The following is a 16351-nucleotide window of genomic DNA, read 5'->3' on the forward strand; positions in this document are numbered from 1 at the left end:
GAAACCATCAATCAAAGCCCTGCTCCGATCCGACTGCATTACATCACTTGGCTTACCAAGAATGCGCATCCAAAACGTCGCGTGTTCCCACACGCCGCCGCCTGCGCATCCCTTCCAGTTCCAACAATGTCAAATAACAACGCTTTCTTTGCTGCCGAGCCACTCGAAAGTTGTCGGCCGCGCCGTCAGCGGACGGCAGGCTTTTACGCTCGCCTCAGAACCAAGTCAACCAGTTTTTTGCATTCCCTCGTTTCTTTTTTCTTCGCTGCAGCCGCCTCGGTGAGAGGCTTTGTCAGGAAGGACCAGGGTGATTTCCCTGGCCGTAAACGAAGTGCAGAACCCGCGTCGTCCTAATTCTGTTTCCCGATTTTTCGAGGCGCCGCCTTGCTTTTCGGCGGGCCCCGTCTCGTCGGGAAGCGGCTTATACGTCCGCTCGACGAACCGAGTCAACAAACTATTTTCAAAAATAATCGCGCCCGTTCGCAGCCCTCCAATGCCCTCTCGCAACAGGCGGCCCGGCGCCTCATATATCGCCCCGAAATGCAGAGCGACGACGAACCCCTGACCAGCGCCGAAAAGGCGCGATATTGGAGCGTGGCCGAAGGCGGCGGCACCGACCTGCTCGCCGCGCGCTATGTCACCCACAGCTTCGGTCGGCACACCCATCCGGCCTACACGATGGCGGTCGTCATCGCCGGCGGCGAGCAATACCGCTATCGCGGCGCCACGCATCGCGCGGCGCCGGACCAGATCGCGTTCCTGAACCCGGACGAGCCCCACGATGGCAGCCGGGCGGATGAGGACGGCTGGTGCTACCGGGTCATGTACGTACCGCCGGACGCCTTCGCCTGTCTCGATCCCGACCGGCCGCATCGGCCGTTCTTTCCGGAGAGCGTCGTTCCTGATCCGGAACTGGCCGCCGCCTTCGTCGCCCAGCACCAGACGCTGGCCGGCCTGCCGTCGCTTGCCCGCGAGGAAAGTTTCGTCCAGCTGCTCGCCGTCATCGCCCGGCGTCATGGCCGCGGCTTGCCCGCGCCCCGGCCGGTGGGCCGGGAGCCGGGGCCGGTGGCACGCGTGCAGGCCTATCTTGACGAGCATTTGGCGGAAACCGTTCCGCTCGCCCGCCTGGCCGCGATCGCCGGTTTGCATCCCCTGTCGCTGATTCGCGCCTTTCGCCGGATCGTCGGCATGCCGCCCCATGCTTATCAGACCGCCCGGCGCATCGCCCGGGCCCAGGCGCTGCTGCGCCGGGGCGCAGCACCGGCCGCGGTGGCGTTCGACTGCGGCTTCGCCGACCAGAGCCACCTGACCCGCGCCTTCAAACGCATCGTCGGCGTGCCGCCCGGGCTGTATCGGCAAGGAACGTTCAAGACCGGACAGGGGATCGCGCCCTAGCCTGGCGCCATGAACCCAATAGATCCGCCGATTCGCTTCACCCTGGACGGGGTCGTCCGGGGCTATGTCAAAACCCTGCCGGTTGCCGCGGGCGTCGCGGTGTTCGGGCTCGCCTACGGCCTGCTCGCCGGCCAGCACGGGTTGAGCCTGACCGAGACGGGCCTGATGAGCGCGCTCGTCTTCGCCGGCTCGAGCCAGATGCTGGCGCTGCAACTGTGGGACGATCCGCTGCCGGTCGCCGGCATCGTGCTGGCCGCCGTGATCATCAATTTCCGCTATCTGATCATGACGGCGGCGCTCAAGCCGTGGCTGGGACCGCTCGGCCGTGTCGCATCGTACGGCAGCGTCTTCTTCACCGCGGACGAGAATTGGGCGATCAGCATCGCCGAGATGCGGGCCGGCGGTCGTGACGCCGGCTTCTTCGCCGGCAGCGGCCTCGCCCTCTGGAGCTTCTGGCTGGTCTCGGGCCTGGCCGGGCGGCTGTTCGGCAGTGCGCTGCCGGCGCCGGAACGGCTGGGCCTCGACTTCATCGGCACGGCGGTCTTCACCGCTTTGGCCGGTCGCATGTGGCGCGGCCGGCGCGATCTGTGGCCGTGGCTCGCTGCCGGCGTCGCCGCTCTGCTGAGTTCGATTGCCCTGCCCGGCGCCTGGTACCTGCTGATCGGCGGGTTGACCGGCAGCCTGCTGGGCGTCTGGCAGGACACGCGCCGGGCCACCCGCGAGGGGCTGTCCCATGGCGCCTGATCCCTCGTTCCACACCCCGACCGTCGTCACCATCCTGGGCATGGCCGTCGGCGTCTATCTGATCCGCTTCGCCGGGCTGTTCCTGGCCCGGCGGGTGACGCCCAGCCCTACGGTCGAGGCGTTCCTCGGTCACCTGCCCGGCGCCATGTTCACCGCGCTCATCGTTCCGGCCGTGGTCCAAGGCGGCCTACTCTATATAGGGGCCGCGCTGGCGACGCTCGCGAGCGTCAAAGTGCGGGCGCCGCTGGTGGTGAGCCTGCTCGTGGGCGTCGGCACCGTGCTGGCATTCAGAAGCGTCACCCACCCCTGATACTATATATAGAAGAAGCAAGGCGTTCCGCCGCGAGAACGGCTCCGCCAAACTTGGCAAGAAGATTTTTGACAAAATCTCGCCATAAAGCGCGTTGCGCCCACCATATTTTGTGGCACCCTCACCATCCGAGCCTACATACGGGGCCTTGACGGCTTCTGGATCTGTCGCGCGGGGGCTGCGACGGTCCGGCGCGATGCGGGCGAAACAGACAATAGGGGCTAAGACGACCATGCGGATCTCTCGTCGATTCACGACCGAAGGTCACGATCCCTACGCGGCGATCGAGTTCACGTCGGCCACGAGCGAGATCCGCAATCCGGACGGCTCCGTGGTGTTCCGCCTGGCCGACATGGAAGTGCCAAAAGAATGGTCGCAGGTCGCCTGCGACATTCTGGCCCAGAAATATTTCCGCAAGGCCGGCGTGCCGGCGGCGTTGAAGCCGGTCGCCGAGAAGGGCGTGCCCGCCTGGCTGCGCCGTCAGATCCCCGACGACAAGAAGCTGGGCCTGCTGCCGGAGAAGGAGCGCTTCGGCTCCGAGAAGTCCGCAAAGCAGGTGTTCGACCGCCTGGCCGGCACCTGGACCTATTGGGGCTGGAAGGGCGGCTATTTCGATACCGAGGCCGATGCGCTGGCCTTCTACGATGAGTTGCGCGTGATGCTGGCCCGCCAGATGGCCGCGCCCAACTCGCCGCAATGGTTCAACACCGGCCTGCATTGGGCCTACGGCATCGACGGCCCGGCCCAGGGCCATTATTACGTCGATTTCCAGAGCGGCCAGCTGACCGCGTCGGCCAGCTCCTACGAGCACCCGCAGCCGCACGCCTGCTTCATCCAGTCCGTCGCCGACGATCTGGTGAACGAGGGCGGCATCATGGACCTGTGGGTCCGCGAGGCGCGCCTGTTCAAGTATGGGTCGGGCACCGGCTCCAACTTCTCCAATCTGCGCGGCGACGGCGAGCGGCTCTCAGGCGGCGGCCGGTCGTCGGGCCTGATGAGCTTCCTCAAGATCGGCGACCGCGCCGCCGGCGCCATCAAGTCGGGTGGCACCACCCGCCGTGCCGCCAAGATGGTGACGGTCGACATCGATCATCCGGACATCGAGGCCTACATCGACTGGAAGGTCGTCGAGGAGCAGAAGGTCGCGGCCCTGGTCGCCGGCTCCAAGCTGGCGAACAAGCACCTGAACGAGATCATGCAAGTCTGCATCCAGTCGCGTCCGGACATGGGCGACGATGCGTTCGACCCGAAGAAGAATGGCGCGCTCAAGGCCGCGATCAAGGCCGCGCGCCGGGTCATGCTGCCGGAGAACTACGTCCAGCGCGTCATCCAGTTCGCGCAGCAGGGCTATGAGTCGCTCGATTTCCGCGTCTATGACACGGATTGGGACAGCGACGCCTACCTGACCGTCGCCGGCCAGAATTCCAACAACTCGGTGCGCCTCACCAACGACTTCATCGAGCAGGTGCTGGCCGACGGCGAGTGGAACCTGATCCGCCGTATCGACGGCAAGGTCCATAAGACGCTGCAGGCGCGCGACCTGTGGGAGAAGATCGGCCATGCCGCCTGGGCCTCGGCCGATCCGGGCGTGCAGTACGACACGACGATCAACGAGTGGCATACCTGCCCGGAATCCGGCCGCATCAACGCCTCGAACCCGTGCTCGGAATACATGTTCCTGGACGACACGGCATGCAACCTGGCCTCGCTCAACCTGCTGACCTTCCGCGACGCGGCCGGCGAGTTCGACACGCCGACGTTCGAGCATGCCGTGCGCATCTGGACCGTCGTGCTCGAGATCTCGGTGCTGATGGCCCAGTTCCCGAGCAAGGAGATCGCCCAGCTCAGCTACGAGTTCCGCACGCTGGGCCTGGGCTATGCCAACCTGGGCGGCCTGCTGATGGCGGCCGGCTACGGTTATGACAGCGAGGAAGGCCGCTCGCTCTGCGCCGCGATCTCCGCCGTCATGACCGGCATCGCCTATCGCACCTCGGCCGAAATGGCGAAGGAGCTGGGGCCGTTCCCGGGCTTCGCCAAGAGCCGCGGTTCGATGCTGCGGGTCATCCGCAACCATCGCCGCGCCGCCCATGGCGCCGTCGCCGGATACGAGGAGCTCGCCGTCAAGCCGGTGCCGTTCGAGGCAGCGCAATGCCCGGACGCGACCCTGGCCGCGGCCGCGAGCCGGGCCTGGGACGAGGCGCTGGCGCTGGGCGAGGCCCATGGCTATCGCAACGCCCAGTCGACGGTCGTGGCGCCGACCGGCACGATCGGCCTGGTGATGGATTGCGACACGACCGGCATCGAGCCCGACTTCGCCCTGGTGAAGTTCAAGAAGCTGGCCGGCGGCGGCTATTTCAAGATCATCAACCGCATCGTGCCGGAAGCGCTCGCCACCTTGGGCTATGGCCCGGAAGCGACCGAGACGATGATCCGCTATGCCGTCGGCCACGGCACGCTGAAGGGCGCGCCTCGCATCAACCACGAGACGCTGGGCACCAAGGGTTTCACCGCGACCGAACTCGGCAAGCTCGAAGCGGGTCTGGCCCAGGCGTTCGACGTCAAGTTCGCGTTCAACAAATGGACATTGGGCGAGGAGTTTCTGACCGGGGCGCTGGGTATCCCGGCGGAGCGTCTCAACGACGTGTCGTTCGACATCCTGACCCACCTGGGATTTTCCAAGGCGGACATCGAGGCGGCCAATACCTTCTGTTGCGGTGCCATGACCTTGGAAGGCGCTCCCGGGCTGAAGGACGAGCACCTGTCGGTGTTCGACTGCGCCAACCCGTGCGGCCGCATCGGCAAGCGGTATCTCAGCTGGGAGAGCCACATCCGCATGATGGCGGCGTCGCAGCCCTTCATCACCGGCGCCATCTCCAAGACGATCAACATGCCGAATTCGGCGACCGTTTCGGAATGCAAGGAGGCGTATCTGCTGTCCTGGCGCCTGGGCATCAAGGCGAACGCGCTCTATCGCGACGGTTCCAAGCTGTCGCAGCCGCTGTCGTCCTCGCTGATCGACGATGAGGAGGACGAGGACGCGATCGAGAATTTCGCCGCGATGAACCCGGCCGAGCGCGCGCCGATCATCACCGAACGCCTGATCGAGCGGGTCGTGGAAAAGGTCGTACATCGTTCGGACCGCCGCCGCCTGCCCCAGCGCCGCAAGGGCTATACCCAGAAGGCGATCGTCGGCGGGCACAAGGTCTACCTGCGCACCGGCGAATACGAGGACGGCAGCCTGGCCGAGGTGTTCGTCGACATGCACAAGGAAGGCTCGGCCTTCCGCTCGCTGATGAACAACTTCGCGATCGCGGTTTCGATCGGTCTGCAATACGGCGTTCCGCTCGAGGAGTTCGTCGAGGCCTTCACCTTCACCCGGTTCGAACCGGCCGGTCAGGTCGAGGGCAACGATACGATCAAGATGGCGACCTCGATCGTCGACTACCTGTTCCGCGAACTGGCGATCTCGTACCTGGATCGCTCCGATCTGGCCCATGTCCAGCCGGCCGATCTGGCCCCGGACACGGTCGGAGGCGGTGACCAGGAAGGGCTGTTGCCGGACACGAATGCGGCGACCCGCAAGGCGGCGGCCCAGTTCGAGCAGATCCAGCGGGCGGCGAGTTCGGGCTTCGCCCGGACCAAGCTGACCGTGCTGCAGGGCGGCATCCCGACGGTCGCCTTCTCCGGCACCTCGGCCCTGGCGCTTGCGACCGACCCGCATCTGGGCCACGCGCATGACCACGATCATGCGCATCATGCCCACGGCGGCGGTTCGGGCGGCGGCGACATCAGGTCCAACCAGATCCGCGAGGCCCGCCTCAAGGGCTATGAGGGCGACAGCTGCGGCGAATGCGGCAACTTCACCCTGGTGCGCAACGGCACCTGCATGAAGTGCAACACCTGCGGCGGCACCAGCGGCTGCAGCTGATAGGCGGTAAAGCCGGTGCCGACCGCATCGTCAGCGCGGTCGGCACCTCGTTCACCGCCTCCGTCGCTATCGGGCGATCCACCCTTGGTTCATCGCCAGAATCCGGCCGGGCCCGTGGATGGCCGCCGCCGGCCATTCCGCCCGGTTCGTCTCCGTTGTCATGGCCTGCCCCTGCTCCCGTTTCAGCTTTTTGGATCGTCCGTGGCAAGGGCCGCCGGATCCATCCAGACCGCCTCCCAGACGTGGCCGTCGAGATCGGCCAGGCTGCGGCCGTACATGAAGCCATGATCCTGGACCGGATTGACGTCGGCCGTTCCGCCTCTGGCGGCAGCTGCCTGGCACATGGCATCGACCGCACCACGGCTGTCGCAGCTCACGGCCAGCATCACCTCGCTCGATGTGACCGGCGGGATCGGGCGGTTCGTGAAGACACGCCACTTGGCATGGGTATGCAGCATGACGTTGATGGTCTCGCTCCAGACCATGCAAGCCGCCGTATCGTCGCTGAAGCGAGGGTTGTTTTCGAAACCGAGGGATTTGTAGAAGGTCATGGACGAGCCTAGGTCGGTAACCGGCAGGTTCACGAAGATCATCTTGGGCATGCGAAATTCCCCATCCTTGGATCGGCCGGCCGTCACGGCAAAAAAAGATCAAAAAAATCAAAGCATAGCGCTGGGATGACCGACGGCGTCACTTCCCGACCATGCCGGCGCCGACAGCGGTTTCACAGAAACGAATATGAAATCCCGGACACCAAAAACGGACAGCCGAAGCAGTCCCGCACACCTGCCGGCTTCATGAATTGCCGGTGCCTTCGAAGAGGGGCCGCAGCTTTGTGAAGGCTGCGTGGAGATGCGTCGAGAACGCGTGGATCCGGGCGACCTTTCGAAGTTCGGGATGGGTCAGGAACCACAGGTCGCCGGCGAGGCTCTCGATCGGCCCGCCGATCCGCCTCAGCCGGCGATCGCCTTCGGCGAGATAGCAGGGAAGCACGGCGAGCCCCATATCGGCGGCAGCCGCATTCGCCAGCGTCAGCAGGCTGTCCGCTTTCAGAACGACCTGCTTTGCAAAGCCCAGGGTCCGGATCCAATCGGCGGACGCCAGATGATCCAGCCGGCTGCCGGGGCTCAGCCAGCGCTGGTCGCCGTAGCTTTCTTCCGAAACGATCGGACCCGAGGCAGCGGTATAGACCGCTACGGCAATCCGGCAGAGTTTGCGCCCGACGAGTTGCTCCGGCGGCGTGCCGCCCGCCCGTATCGCCACATCCGCTTCCCGCTTGAGAATGTCGGCCATCGAGGTGCTGACCTGAACATCGAGCGTGATGCCGGGCCACTGCAGGCAAAAGCTCCGCAGGACCTCCGGCAGGGGACCGCTGACCAGCGTGTCGACCGTCGCGACGCGAATGGAGCCTTCGGGCTTTTCATCCCGTCCAGCGACACGTGCTTCGAGCTGTTCGACATCCTGCTCGAACTTCTCGGCGACGGCGAGGACGTCACGACCGGCCGCGGTCAGATGACAGCCCTCCCGATCCCGCTCGAACAGTTGAACGCCCAGCGCTTCCTCGAGCGCCTTCGACTGGCGGAAAATCGTCGGATGGCTGATGCCGAGAAGGCGGCCCGCCCCGGCGAGCGAACCGGATCGGGCGATGGCGAGCACGATCCGCAGCTCATTCCAGTTCAGCCGCTGTTCTTTCTTGAAATGGGCCATTTCAGTCTCGTCGGATCGCCAAGGCGGGGATTCAATCTTTAATCTTACTGAAATTGAAGGAGTAAAAGTCGTGATCGACGGTCTTCGGCAAATCAGATGGCTTACGGACTCGAACCGGTGGCATGGCGAATTCGTCGGCTCAGCCTATGGCTCGGGCGTAAGCATCATCTTCGCGAACTGGCCGGAGCCCGGCGGCGGCCCCGCCCTGCATCGCCACCCCTATTCCGAGACCTTCGTCGTGCGCGAAGGCCGTGTCCTGTTCGAGGTCGACGGGGTCGAACGGGCGGCAGGGGCCGGAGAGATCGTGGTGGTATCGCCCGGCGCCGCACACAGGTTCACAAACCAGGGACCGGGCCCCATCGACATGATCGACATTCATGCGAACGGCAATATCGTTACCGAGTGGCTGTAGATACCGGAACGCCCGCGATGAAGGGGCACGGCGATCATTTCAGGCCCGCGGCATCGGCGGCACGTGCCGTCGCCAAATGCAGGTCCCCGTAGATGCCCTCAACGACGCCATCGGGCGTATCGACGCAGTATCCGACGATCTTTCCGTCGATCTTCAAAACATGGACGCCCCATCGGCCATCAGGCGACGCAGGGAGGACGGCCTCAGCCGTCATTCTCCTGTCCTCGGCCGGATCACAGCGAAGCGTCGACGGATGGGCCTTTCCCGTCTCTTCGTCGAAAGCGTCGAACAAGTCGATGACGGACGAAAAGGCGCCCAGCAGTCGGCCGCTGAGTCCCCGGCCGAACCAATAGGTCTTCCGGCCGACCGCCGCCTCCCAACCGTATCCATGCGCGCTTTGAACATGGCCCAGGTTCATTCCCGCTCTCCCCGCGAAGATCGCCCCGACCCGCTGTTCCCGGAAACCTACCCCTGCAGGAGGCCCGACGGAACGAACCGTACGCCCAGACGTTCGAGCCGCACCTTTGCCACCGTCATCGTATTCCCACCGCCGGCCAGCGCCATACCGATGCCGCGGCACGCGTCCTCGACGACGAACGCCCGGAATCCCAGGCGAACGGCATCCTCCGCCGAATAGGCGACGCAGAAATCGGTCGCGAGGCCGGCGAAGAAGATCCGCGCGAAGCCGCGATCTCTGAGATAACCCGCGAGCCCGGTCGGGGTCGTCCTGTCGTTCTCGAAGAAGGCCGAATAGCTGTCGATCCCGGTCCGGAAACCCTTGCGTACGATCAGTTCGATCTTCGCCGGATCGAGGCCGGGATGCAGTACCGCACCCGGGCTGCCCTGCAGGCCGTGGTCCGGCCACAGCGTTTGATCGCCGTAGGCGAGCCGGATGGTCTCGAACGGTGCGCGGCCGGGATGCGCGCTGGCGAAGGAACCATGGCCGGCCGGATGCCAATCCTGCGTCGCAAAAGCATGGTCGAACCGCTCGCGCAGCAGCCGGTTCGCGACCGGCACGACGGCATCCCCCTCCGCCACGGCCAGCTCGCCGCCCGGCATGAAAGTCGGCTGGATATCGATCAGGCCCAGAATGTCGGTCCGGCGATCGATCATGATCCCATCCATGGCACCGTCCTCCATCACACCACGACCGGCACGTTCGCGACCCCGGCGGTGCCGAACAGAGCGCGATACTGCGCGACGTCCGCCGCCGGGCCGGTCGCCTTCAGGTAATTGTCGCTGAGTTTGACCGCCGGCCGGCCTGCCGCCTCCTGGACCTTGCAGACCAGGCTGATCGGGTCGAAGTCGGCGGCGCCGCGCGGATGGCAGTCGCGGAAGTCGTTGGTCAACAGCGTGCCCCAGCCGAAGCCGTGCTTGACGCGGCCGGCGAACCGCCCGTGCAGCCGCAGGATCTCGCCGACGTCGAGCCCGTCGCTGAACAGGATGCGCTTGTCGCGCGGATCGGCGCCGCGCGCGACCAGCCAGTCCATATATTCCTCGGCTGCCGCGGCCGGTTCCTTGCTGTCGATGCGGATGCCGGTCCAGCCGGTCGTCCAGTCGGGTGCGTTGGCCAGGAACTGGGTCGTGCCATAGGTGTCCGGCAACATGACCAGCAGCGCGCCGCCATAGGTCCGCTGCCACAGTTCGAGCATGCGGTATTGCGCGCTGACCCGCTGCTCGTCCGTGTCCGCCAAGGCCGCCAGCACCATCGGCAGCTCATGGGCATTCGTGCCGATCGCCTCGAGATCGTGCTTGAACGCGATATAGGCATTGGACGTGCCGATGAACGAGTTGCCCAGTTCGGCCGCCATCGCCTGCACCACGAATTCCTGCCACAGGAAGGAATGGCGGCGCCGCGTGCCGAAGTCCGCGACGGCGAGGCCCGGAATGCCGCGCAACCGCTCGATCTTGTCCCACAGCTTGGCCTTGCCGCGGGCATAGAAGATGTCGAGCTCGAACTCGCTCATCCGACCGAGCGCTTTGCGCGTCCGCAGCTCGTTGACGATCGACAGGCCATAGATCTCCCACAGGGTCGACTGGGTCCAGGAGCCGTCGAAGCACAGCTCGAACTGGCCGTCCCGGCGCTCCAGGCGATAGGCCGGCAGCTGGAAGCCGGCGAGCCATTCGATGAACTCCGGCTCGAAGATCCCGCGTTTTCCATAAAAGCTGTTGCCGGCGAGCCAGATCAGCTCGGACCGGCGGAAGCGGAGGTCGCGGACGTGATCGAGCTGACGGCGCAGTTCGGTCTCGTCCAGCTCGTCGGCCAGCCGCACCGTCCTGGACCGGTTGATCAGCCCGAACGTGACCGGCACGTCGGGAAAATGCTTCCAGATGAACTGGAGCATCAGCAGCTTGTAGAAATCCGTGTCGAGCAGGCTGCGCACGGCCCAGTCGGCCTCGAAATTATGATTGTGGGCGCGCTGGGAGAAATTGACGATCATGGTCGAAATCCTGCCGCGGAGGTCAGAGGCCGTAGTCGTTGGTGACCGGCAGGCGCCAGCCCTTGTCGTAGCCGCGGCCGCTCAGTACCACGCCCATCGGGCCCTGGCGGCGCTTGTATTCGGCATGCCAGACCAGGCGGCCGATGCGCTGGGCATAGGCGACTTCGATCGGCGTGCCCAGCTCGGCCGAGGCGAGCGCCGCCGCCCGGGGGGCGTCGTTCATGCCTTCGACCAGATGGCGCAGCACGGCGTCGAGATGGTCGTAGGCGCCCAGTGCCGCCTCGTCGGTCTGGTCTTCCTTGAGCTCGGCCGACGGCGGCTTGGTGATGATGCGCTCGGGCACCACGGTCCCGTCCGGCCCGAGCAGCCCGTCCGGGCGATGGGCATTGCGCCAGCGCGCGAGCGCGAACACCACGGTCTTGAACACGTCCTTCAACACCGAATAGCCGCCGCACATGTCGCCGTAGAGCGTGGCATAGCCGACCGACATCTCGGACTTGTTGCCGGTCGACAGCACCATGGCGCCCAGCTTGTTGCTGATCGCCATCAAGGTCACGCCCCGGGCACGCGCCTGGATGTTCTCTTCGGTGACGTCCGGCGGCCGCCCCTCGAACAGCGGCGTCAGCATGGTGCGGAACGCCTCCATGGCCGGTGCGATCGGGACCGTGTCGAGGCGCGTGCCCAGCAGGGTCGCAGCCTCCGCCGCATCCTCCATACTCGCGCGCGACGTGAGGGGCGACGGCATGCGCACCAGATGCACCTTGTCGGCACCCAGCGCATCGACCGCGACCGCCGCCGACAGCGCGCTGTCGAGGCCGCCCGACATGCCGATGACCACGCCCGGGAAGCGGTTCTTGCCGACATAATCGCGCAAGCCCGTCACCATCGCCTGGTAGAGCGCTTCGAGCGGTTCCGGATAGCCGTTGGGACAGCCGCCGATGACGTCGGACCGATGGATGTCCGGCCCGTGGTCGCCCCGCTCCAGCACCAGGTCGAACGCCGCCTCGCGGAAGGCGATCTGCGCCACCGTGTTGCCATGCCGGTCGACGGCGAACGAGCCGCCGTCGAACACCAGTTCGTCCTGGCCGCCGACCTGGTTCACATAGACCAGCGGCAGGCCCACCGCCCGCACCGCGCGCCGGGCGAGATCGAGCCGGATCGCCTGCTTGCCCAGCTTGAAATGACTGCCGTTCGGGCTGATCAGGATGTCGGCACCCTCGTCGGCGAGCGCGCGGGCGACCTCGCCGTGCCAGAAATCCTCGCAGATCATGATGCCGAGCTTGAAGCCGTGGAACGCGACCGGCGACGGGACCGGCCCTTCGGCGAAGGTTCGCCGCTCGTCATAGACTTCGTCGTTCGGCAACCGGTGCTTCAGGACGATATGGGTCGAGCCGTCGGTGTCGATCAGGTAGGCGGCATTGTACGGCAGGGCCGCACCGGGCTGCGGTCCGCCGATCAGCACCGCAGGGCCGCCGTCGCGGCGCATTTCGGCGGCGAGCGCGCCCAGCGCTGCCTGGAAATCGCGGATGAAGGTCGGCCGCAAAGCCAGGTCCTGGATCGGATACCCGGTGCCGAAACATTCGCTGAACACGAGCAGGTCGGCCTTGCCGGCGAATTCGCGGCGATAGCGGCGGACGATCTCGAAATTGGCGTCGATCGCGCCGACCGTCGGGTTGGCCTGGACGAAGGTGAGACGGAGTTTGGGTTGGGTCGACATGGCAAAGCTCCTTTGCCCGCTGCGCCGCCGGTCGTGCCAGCGGCGATGATCCTCGGGGATGGTTCCGATTCAGCCGCGCGAGGCGTAGGGCAGCATGGTCCGGATGATGTGCCAGTGATCCTCGAACATCCGTTCGGGTTCGAGATCGCCGATCGGCATCCAGACGGCCCGGCGGGCGTCGTCGCTGCCGCGGACCTTGGGCAGCCCGGATTTGTCTCCGGTCAGCACGATCAGGAAGGCATGGCTGATCGTGCGGCCGCGGGCGCTGCGATAGGGATAGTCGAACACCTGGGTCGCCTTGACCGAGCCTTCAAGGAAGCCGGTCGGCACCTTGAGCCGGGTCTCCTCGCGCAGTTCGCGGATCATCGCGTCCTTGATCCGCTCGTGCTGGTCGACGAAGCCGCCGGGCAGCGCCAGCAGGCCCTTGCCGGGATTGTTGCGGCGCTCGATCAGCAGGATATGCCCGCTCTGCACCAGCACGGCGTCGGTCGTGACGAAGGTCGGCGGATAGGGTGCCGCCGCCCATTTCCGCTTGTAATCGGCGATGAAGGCGGCCTCTTCGGCGAGGTTGGCGTAAGCCTCGGTCCGGGCGAAGCCGCGCAGGAACCGGACCACGTTGGGCGGCATGTGCGGGCCCCACTTGGCGAGGCCTGTCTCGGCATCGGCCAGGTAATCCTCGCGCATCGGCGTCGCGGACAGGCCTTCATGGTTCGGCACCGGCTCCGACGCCCATTGCGGGAACATGCGCAGGTAATAGCTGCTCTGATCCTTGGCATGGCCGATCAGGCACAGGCGCGGGGCGGGATGGGATGGGCAGGCCACGCCGGTCACCGCCGCCTGGACGTCGGCCACCCATTCGACGTCGTTGTACCGGTCGATCAGCGGCAGGACCGAGATGCGTGCCCGCTCGGCCTCGTCGAAGGCGCCCAGGATGTTGTCGCGCACCTCGTCGAAGGTCAGCGGATTGCGCAGGCTGCGCGCCTGGCGGGCCGACCCGACCAGGATGACGAGCTGCTGGCCCAGTTGCAGGGCCCGGCGCATGACCGCGAGATGGCCGTTCTGGAAGAAGCGGAACCGGCCGATGAAGACCATGAAATCGTAGCGAAACGATACCGGATCCGGCCGCGCCGCGGCGGTAGCGATGGAAGTCACGTCCAGCAAGCTCCTTGCTGCGGAAAGCGTCGCCGTCGTTCGGCAACGATCCATCATTTTGCTCATGTTGAGCATTTGTCAAGAGGACGGCATCCATTTTGTCATTTGCCGCCGAACGCCTATGATCGCCGGCAAACGAGCGTGGACGGAGCGAATCCATGGCCAGAGTTCTGGGAGTCGGCGGCATCTTCTTCAAATCGCGCGACCCGGCGGCCCTGGGATCCTGGTACGCCAGGCATTTGCGCCTGCCGGTGACGCCGCCCCATGGCGCCAGCCTGCATCCGGAGCGGATGCCGCCCGGCGGCTTCACCATCTGGGCGCCGTTCCGCGACGACACGGATCATTTCGAGCCGAGCGGGCGCGACTTCATGATCAACCTGGTCGTGGACGACCTGGACCAGGCGCTGGAGCAGGTCGCGGCCGGCGGCGGTACGCTCGTCGGCGGGATCGAGACCTACGACTATGGCCGGTTCGGCTGGTTCCTCGATCCCGAGGGCAACAAGGTCGAGCTGTGGCAGCCGCTCACGCCGTCGGTCGCGGCTTCATGACCAGGTCGTACGGGCCGCCGCGTTCGATCGCCCGGCGATAGGCCGGCCGCGCCTGCAGGCTGCCCAGGTAGCGGACCAGGTTCGGGAAATGCGCGAGATGGCCGCGCGCGGCCTCCAGCACGAAGCTCATCTGGACATCGGCGCCGGTCAGGTCCGTGCCGACCAGGAAATCGCGGCCGCCCAGCGCGCCGTCGAGGTAGCCCAGATGGTTGGCGACCTCGCTCTTGATGCGCGGCAGCACTGGTGCCGCCGCCTCGCCGATCCGGCTGCAGTAGAGTCCCAGCATCAGCGGCAGCATGGCCGAGCCTTCGGCGAAATGCAGCCATTGCACATAGGTCACCCAATCGTCGCTGCCGAACGCCGGCGCCAGGCGACCAGCACCATGGGCCTGGATCAGGTACTCGACGATCGCGCCGGACTCGAACACCACCCGGCCATCGTCGACCACGACCGGCGACTTGCCGAGCGGATGGATCTTCTTCAGCTCCGGCGGCGCCAGGTTGGTCACAGGATCGCGCTGGTAGCCGATGATCTCGTAGGCGAGACCCAGCTCTTCGAGCAGCCAGAGAATGCGCTGCGAGCGGGAATTATTGAGGTGGTGGACCTGGATCATGCGGCACTGCCTTCCATGGGGACATGGGCGAAGATAGCGCGATCCCCGCAGGCGACCAGCCTCAACGACCCGAGACGACGGATGCTGCCGACTTGCGCGGGCCGGGTCCGACCACCCGATCGCGCCCGGCGTGCTTGGCCTCGTAGAGCGCCCGGTCGGCCCGGTCGAGCAGCGGATCGATCGCCGCATCCTCCGGCGCCAGCTCGCTGACGCCGATACTCACGGTGACCGGTAGTGCGACGCCCTCGACCAGGGCCGGCGAGGCCGCGACCGCCATGCGCAGGCGCTCCGCGATCAGGCTGGCGGTCGCCAGGTCCGCATCCGGCAGCAGCACCGCGAATTCCTCGCCGCCGAGCCGGCCCAGCAGGTCATAGAGCCGGATGCCGGCGGTGATGACCTCGGCCACGCGCTTCAGCACCTGGTCACCCGCGGCATGGCCATGCTCGTCGTTGACGCGCTTGAAAAAGTCGATGTCGATCATCAGGCAGGTGAGCGGCGCGTGGCGCCGATGGGCGGCATCGATCTCGCTCGCCCCGCGCTGATAGAAATAGCGCCGGTTGGCGACGCCGGTCAGCGGATCGACCATGGCGAGCCGTTCGAGATCGGCATTGACCTCGCGTAGCGACGCAGTCGCCTGTTCGCCGGCCATGCCCTGGCGGCGAAACGCCTGAACCGCGCGCGCCATCTCGCCGATCTCGTCCCGCCGATCGGCGGCCGGGATCTCGACCGCCCAATCCGCCTGGCCCAGCCGGCGCATGGTCGCCGTCAACCGGGCCAGGGGCTCGACGATACGGGTCGATACATAGATGACGGCAACGAGCAGCAGCAGCAGGGTCGCCCCCAGCATGCCGTCGGCCAGTTCGGAAAGATGCAGGCGCGTGATGCGCGAGGCGCCGACGTCGGAGGCGGCCTGGCGATCGTTTTCGTCGATCAGCGCGTCGATCGCGGCCCGCGCCTGGTCGTAGACGAGCCGCCCGCGCCGACGATACCATTGGCTCGGACTGCCTTCGGGATCGATGAATTGCCGCTCGAAATCGCTTTGCGCTGCGATGAAGGCGTCGGCGCGCGCCAACAGCGTCTGATACAGCCGCCTTTCCGGATCGCTCGAAAGCAGCGTCGCATAGTGGCCGATCTCGCGCTGCAGCCGGCCCGCGCGGGTCCGGGCCTCCGCCAGAGCCAGGGTCTCCACGCTGGTCGTCTCCCCCAGGATCGCCTGGCCGTCGAACACCCTGATGTCGGCGGCCAACCCGCCGATGCGTGCCAGCGTCTGGATGCCGTCGACCTCGTCGCCCGACAGGCGGTCGAGCGTTTGGCCGATGTCGCGCGTGCCGCTCGCCTCGAACGCGGCGACCATCAGGATCAGCCCCGTCAAGACGCCGAATAC

General features: G+C 66.2%; 16 protein-coding genes. 7 read left to right on the forward strand and 9 right to left on the reverse strand.

Annotated features, from left to right (window positions below):
* From VGV37_RS28910 to VGV37_RS28930, 5 genes are all read left to right on the forward strand, one after another.
* A partial coding sequence (locus VGV37_RS28910; protein ID WP_326883324.1) for a hypothetical protein occupies window positions 1–354 on the forward strand: 354 nt, incomplete at its 5' end.
* A 186-nt stretch (window positions 355–540) separates the two neighbouring features.
* Window positions 541–1395 carry an AraC family transcriptional regulator gene (locus tag VGV37_RS28915; RefSeq protein WP_326883325.1) on the forward strand — a complete coding sequence of 285 codons (855 nt, stop codon included), beginning with the start codon at window positions 541–543 and terminating at the stop codon, window positions 1393–1395.
* A 9-nt stretch (window positions 1396–1404) separates the two neighbouring features.
* Entirely contained in the window at window positions 1405–2139 is a 735-nt protein-coding gene (locus VGV37_RS28920; RefSeq protein WP_326883326.1) for an AzlC family ABC transporter permease, read from the forward strand.
* On the forward strand, window positions 2129–2449 hold the full coding sequence (locus VGV37_RS28925) for an AzlD domain-containing protein (RefSeq protein ID WP_326883327.1): 321 nt from the start codon (window positions 2129–2131) through the stop codon (window positions 2447–2449). The genes VGV37_RS28920 and VGV37_RS28925 overlap by 11 nt, the downstream gene beginning before the upstream one ends.
* A gap of 232 nt (window positions 2450–2681) precedes the next feature.
* Complete coding sequence (locus VGV37_RS28930) at window positions 2682–6377, forward strand: vitamin B12-dependent ribonucleotide reductase (protein WP_326883328.1); 3696 nt, start codon at window positions 2682–2684, stop codon at window positions 6375–6377.
* Window positions 6378–6559: 182 nt separating this feature from the next.
* Here VGV37_RS28930 and VGV37_RS28935 read toward each other — a convergent pair whose 3' ends face one another.
* On the reverse strand, window positions 6560–6979 hold the full coding sequence (locus VGV37_RS28935) for a VOC family protein (RefSeq protein WP_326883329.1): 420 nt from the start codon (window positions 6977–6979) through the stop codon (window positions 6560–6562).
* 193 nt (window positions 6980–7172) lie between these two features.
* Window positions 7173–8033, reverse strand: coding sequence for a LysR family transcriptional regulator (locus VGV37_RS28940; protein ID WP_326883330.1), 861 nt, complete (start codon window positions 8031–8033; stop codon window positions 7173–7175).
* Here VGV37_RS28940 and VGV37_RS28945 point away from each other — a divergent pair.
* Window positions 8023–8496 carry a cupin domain-containing protein gene (locus VGV37_RS28945; RefSeq protein ID WP_326883331.1) on the forward strand — a complete coding sequence of 158 codons (474 nt, stop codon included), beginning with the start codon at window positions 8023–8025 and terminating at the stop codon, window positions 8494–8496. The two genes, VGV37_RS28940 and VGV37_RS28945, sit on opposite strands and share 11 nt — an antisense overlap.
* Before the next feature lie 34 nt (window positions 8497–8530).
* On the opposite strand, the gene VGV37_RS28950 is transcribed toward VGV37_RS28945, so the two are convergent.
* From VGV37_RS28950 to VGV37_RS28970, 5 genes are all read right to left on the reverse strand, one after another.
* Window positions 8531–8914 (reverse strand): hypothetical protein, encoded by a 384-nt coding sequence (locus VGV37_RS28950; protein WP_326883332.1) that lies wholly within the window; start codon window positions 8912–8914, stop codon window positions 8531–8533.
* A 47-nt stretch (window positions 8915–8961) separates the two neighbouring features.
* Window positions 8962–9621 carry a bifunctional nicotinamidase/pyrazinamidase gene (gene pncA, locus VGV37_RS28955; RefSeq protein ID WP_326883333.1) on the reverse strand — a complete coding sequence of 220 codons (660 nt, stop codon included), beginning with the start codon at window positions 9619–9621 and terminating at the stop codon, window positions 8962–8964.
* 14 nt (window positions 9622–9635) lie between these two features.
* The gene (locus tag VGV37_RS28960; protein ID WP_326883334.1) at window positions 9636–10937 is read right to left on the reverse strand and encodes a nicotinate phosphoribosyltransferase; all 1302 of its coding nucleotides are present in this window, start codon (window positions 10935–10937) and stop codon (window positions 9636–9638) included.
* A 22-nt stretch (window positions 10938–10959) separates the two neighbouring features.
* On the reverse strand, window positions 10960–12654 hold the full coding sequence (locus VGV37_RS28965) for an NAD+ synthase (protein WP_326883335.1): 1695 nt from the start codon (window positions 12652–12654) through the stop codon (window positions 10960–10962).
* A 69-nt stretch (window positions 12655–12723) separates the two neighbouring features.
* On the reverse strand, window positions 12724–13806 hold the full coding sequence (locus tag VGV37_RS28970) for a bifunctional nicotinamide-nucleotide adenylyltransferase/Nudix hydroxylase (RefSeq protein WP_326883336.1): 1083 nt from the start codon (window positions 13804–13806) through the stop codon (window positions 12724–12726).
* 158 nt (window positions 13807–13964) lie between these two features.
* Between VGV37_RS28970 and VGV37_RS28975 the strand changes: the two genes are divergently transcribed.
* Window positions 13965–14354 carry a VOC family protein gene (locus VGV37_RS28975; protein ID WP_326883337.1) on the forward strand — a complete coding sequence of 130 codons (390 nt, stop codon included), beginning with the start codon at window positions 13965–13967 and terminating at the stop codon, window positions 14352–14354.
* On the opposite strand, the gene VGV37_RS28980 is transcribed toward VGV37_RS28975, so the two are convergent.
* Window positions 14329–14967: a glutathione S-transferase gene (locus VGV37_RS28980; RefSeq protein WP_326883338.1), complete on the reverse strand. Its 639-nt coding sequence runs from the start codon at window positions 14965–14967 to the stop codon at window positions 14329–14331. The genes VGV37_RS28975 and VGV37_RS28980 overlap by 26 nt on opposite strands.
* Window positions 14968–15028: 61 nt before the next feature.
* A partial coding sequence (locus tag VGV37_RS28985; RefSeq protein ID WP_326883339.1) for a diguanylate cyclase occupies window positions 15029–16351 on the reverse strand: 1323 nt, incomplete at its 5' end.

It is taken from the genome of Aliidongia sp., assembly GCF_035943795.1.
Classification (GTDB): Bacteria; Pseudomonadota; Alphaproteobacteria; order ATCC43930; family CGMCC-115725; genus Aliidongia.

Coding starts and splice junctions, on each gene's coding strand:
- VGV37_RS28915 (WP_326883325.1), top strand. CDS start 541: ATGCAGAGCGACGACGAACCCCTGACCAGCGCCGAAAAGGCGCGATAT.
- VGV37_RS28920 (WP_326883326.1), top strand. CDS start 1,405: ATGAACCCAATAGATCCGCCGATTCGCTTCACCCTGGACGGGGTCGTC.
- VGV37_RS28925 (WP_326883327.1), top strand. CDS start 2,129: ATGGCGCCTGATCCCTCGTTCCACACCCCGACCGTCGTCACCATCCTG.
- VGV37_RS28930 (WP_326883328.1), top strand. CDS start 2,682: ATGCGGATCTCTCGTCGATTCACGACCGAAGGTCACGATCCCTACGCG.
- VGV37_RS28935 (WP_326883329.1), bottom strand. CDS start 6,979: ATGCCCAAGATGATCTTCGTGAACCTGCCGGTTACCGACCTAGGCTCG.
- VGV37_RS28945 (WP_326883331.1), top strand. CDS start 8,023: ATGGCGAGCACGATCCGCAGCTCATTCCAGTTCAGCCGCTGTTCTTTC.
- VGV37_RS28950 (WP_326883332.1), bottom strand. CDS start 8,914: ATGAACCTGGGCCATGTTCAAAGCGCGCATGGATACGGTTGGGAGGCG.
- pncA (WP_326883333.1), bottom strand. CDS start 9,621: ATGGATGGGATCATGATCGATCGCCGGACCGACATTCTGGGCCTGATC.
- VGV37_RS28960 (WP_326883334.1), bottom strand. CDS start 10,937: ATGATCGTCAATTTCTCCCAGCGCGCCCACAATCATAATTTCGAGGCC.
- VGV37_RS28965 (WP_326883335.1), bottom strand. CDS start 12,654: ATGTCGACCCAACCCAAACTCCGTCTCACCTTCGTCCAGGCCAACCCG.
- VGV37_RS28975 (WP_326883337.1), top strand. CDS start 13,965: ATGGCCAGAGTTCTGGGAGTCGGCGGCATCTTCTTCAAATCGCGCGAC.
- VGV37_RS28980 (WP_326883338.1), bottom strand. CDS start 14,967: ATGATCCAGGTCCACCACCTCAATAATTCCCGCTCGCAGCGCATTCTC.